Below are 1,653 nucleotides of genomic sequence, written 5' to 3' on the forward strand. Positions count from 1 at the left end.
CCGCCGCGCGGGGGGGGGGGGGGGTGTGGGGGGGGGGGGGGGGGGGGGCCGGCGGCCGCGGGTGGCGTTTTTCCCCCCTGCTTTCCCCCCACCCCCCCACACCGCCAGCCGTTTTCAGCGGGTGGTGACCTCGTGCCAGAGGTCGGCGTCATTGCGCTGACGCAGCTTGCTGATTCCGAAGACAACGGCGGCGATCACAACGAGGGTGAGGACGAATTTCATGTCTCCCACCCTACGTGGCGGAGTCTTGACGAACAAACATAGGACTCCTATGGTTCTCGGCATGACGATCCCAGCTCCCGCCGGATACACCTACGACAGCCCGAATCTCACGTCCTCCCCGATCTCGCTCGACGAGCTCGCCGAACTCCAGCGGTCGCTGCTGTGGAGCGCCGAGGATGCCGCGGCCCTGCGGCGCGCCGGGGAGATCCTGGTGCCGCAGACCGATCGAATCCTCGACGTCTGGTACGGATTCGTCGGCGCGAACAGCCATCTGGTCGCCGCCTTCGCCGGCGCCGACGGGCAACCCGATCCGGCCTACCTGGCCGCCGTGCGGGCCCGGTTCGGGCAGTGGATCGCCGATGTGTGCACCCGCGAGTACGACGCGAACTGGCTGGCCTATCAAGAGGAGATCGCGCGCCGGCACCACACCTCCGGCAAGAACCGCACCGATGGGGTGGACTCGCCCGCCACCCACATCCCCCTGCGGCATCTGCTCGCCCTCATCGTGCCGATCACCGTGACGGTCCGCGACTTCCTGGGCGCGACCGGCGCACCCGCCGCCGAGGTCGATGTCATGTATCACGCCTGGTTCAAGGCGATCACCCTGTCGGCGGTGCTGTGGGCCAGGCCGTACAGTCCTGACCTGTGGTGAGTGCGGGAGACGACAACGAGGTCGCGGACAAGGTGGTCGCGGCATTGGACCGGATCGCCCGCGGCGTCCGCGCCCACCGTCAGGCCATCGCCTCCCGCACCGGCCTGACGCCCCTGCAACTCGAACTGCTGCGCACCCTCGCCGACGGCCCGCCGCCGGAACCCCTCACCGGGCTGCTGGCGGCCGAACTCGGGGTCAGCCAGCCCACGGTGTCGGATTCGCTGCTGGCGCTGGAACGCAAGGGTCAGGTGGCCCGGCAGCCCACCCCGGGCGACCGCCGGCGCAGCGCCATCGTCCTCACCCCCGACGGCGCCGAACTGGCCGCCGAGATCCGCGCCGCGGACGACGTGTTGCGCGCCTGCGTCGCGGATCTGCCGGGCGCACAACAGGATCAGACCCTGCGTACCCTGCTCGACCTGATAGCCGGGCTGCTCCGGGCCGGGGTGGTGCAGGTGGCCCGCACCTGCACCACCTGCCGCTTCTACCGCCCGGGCGATGCGGGCACGCCCCGCTGCGACCTGCTCCAGCAGCCGCTCCCGCCGCGCGACCTCCGCGTCAACTGCCCCGAGCACCAACCGGCAGGCGACTGAGCACGCTGTTTGACCTGGGTCAACTCCGACATGTACCTTCGTGCAGGTCTGGGGCCTTAGCTCAATTGGCAGAGCACTGCCTTTGCAAGGCAGGGGTTAGGGGTTCGATTCCCCTAGGCTCCACTTTTGTCACCGCAGGTCAGATAGGGTCTCCGCCCTACTGGCCTGTTTGTGTCCACGAGCCCTGTC

The 1,653-nt window shown here is 69.5% G+C and carries 3 protein-coding genes and 1 tRNA gene; 3 read left to right on the forward strand and 1 reads right to left on the reverse strand.

Features of this window, described 5'->3' with window-relative positions; all coding sequences use genetic code 11:
• Positions 1-114: 114 nt before the first annotated feature.
• Positions 115-222: a DLW-39 family protein gene (locus tag ACFXIV_RS09075; RefSeq protein WP_354848972.1), complete on the reverse strand. Its 108-nt coding sequence runs from the start codon at positions 220-222 to the stop codon at positions 115-117.
• 61 nt (positions 223-283) lie between these two features.
• On the opposite strand from ACFXIV_RS09075, the gene ACFXIV_RS09080 reads away from it, so the two are divergent.
• The 3 genes from ACFXIV_RS09080 to ACFXIV_RS09090 all read left to right on the forward strand — a co-directional run bounded on the left by ACFXIV_RS09080 (position 284) and on the right by ACFXIV_RS09090 (position 1,587).
• Positions 284-874: a protoglobin domain-containing protein gene (locus ACFXIV_RS09080; RefSeq protein WP_379392930.1), complete on the forward strand. Its 591-nt coding sequence runs from the start codon at positions 284-286 to the stop codon at positions 872-874.
• Positions 868-1,464, forward strand: a complete 597-nt coding sequence (locus ACFXIV_RS09085) for a MarR family winged helix-turn-helix transcriptional regulator (protein WP_379392928.1) — start codon at positions 868-870, stop codon at positions 1,462-1,464. The genes ACFXIV_RS09080 and ACFXIV_RS09085 overlap by 7 nt, the downstream gene beginning before the upstream one ends.
• Positions 1,465-1,514: 50 nt before the next feature.
• Positions 1,515-1,587: transfer RNA gene (locus tag ACFXIV_RS09090), tRNA-Ala, on the forward strand.
• The last annotated feature ends 66 nt before the right edge of the window (positions 1,588-1,653 follow it).

The organism is Nocardia sp. NPDC059236, from assembly GCF_042754085.1.
Classification (GTDB): domain Bacteria; phylum Actinomycetota; class Actinomycetes; order Mycobacteriales; family Mycobacteriaceae; genus Nocardia.